The following is a 233-nucleotide window of genomic DNA, read 5'->3' on the forward strand; positions in this document are numbered from 1 at the left end:
TGCAGCTAACCAAGCTGGAGTGTCTCAGCGCGCCTACAGCGCCGCTATGCGCAATGTGCCTGCACAGATTACCGACATTACCACCAGCCTGATTGGCGGTCAGCCTGCCTATTTGGTTGCGATCCAGCAGGGCGGGCAGCTAAAGGATATGTTTGGCGGCATCGTTCCGGCTGCTAGAGCGCTGGCCTCAACTCTTGTTTCGATGATTAACCCGCTGACCATTTCTGCGGCTG

Annotated in this window: 1 protein-coding gene; it reads left to right on the top strand. The window is 57.1% G+C overall.

The genetic code is table 11. The features are described from left to right. Positions 1–46: 46 nt before the first annotated feature. The coding region (locus Q5762_RS39780; protein WP_315897196.1) for a phage tail length tape measure family protein at positions 47–233 on the top strand (187 nt) is incomplete at its 3' end.

This window comes from Streptomyces sp. P9(2023), from assembly GCF_032436795.1.
Lineage (GTDB): Bacteria > Actinomycetota > Actinomycetes > Streptomycetales > Streptomycetaceae > Streptomyces.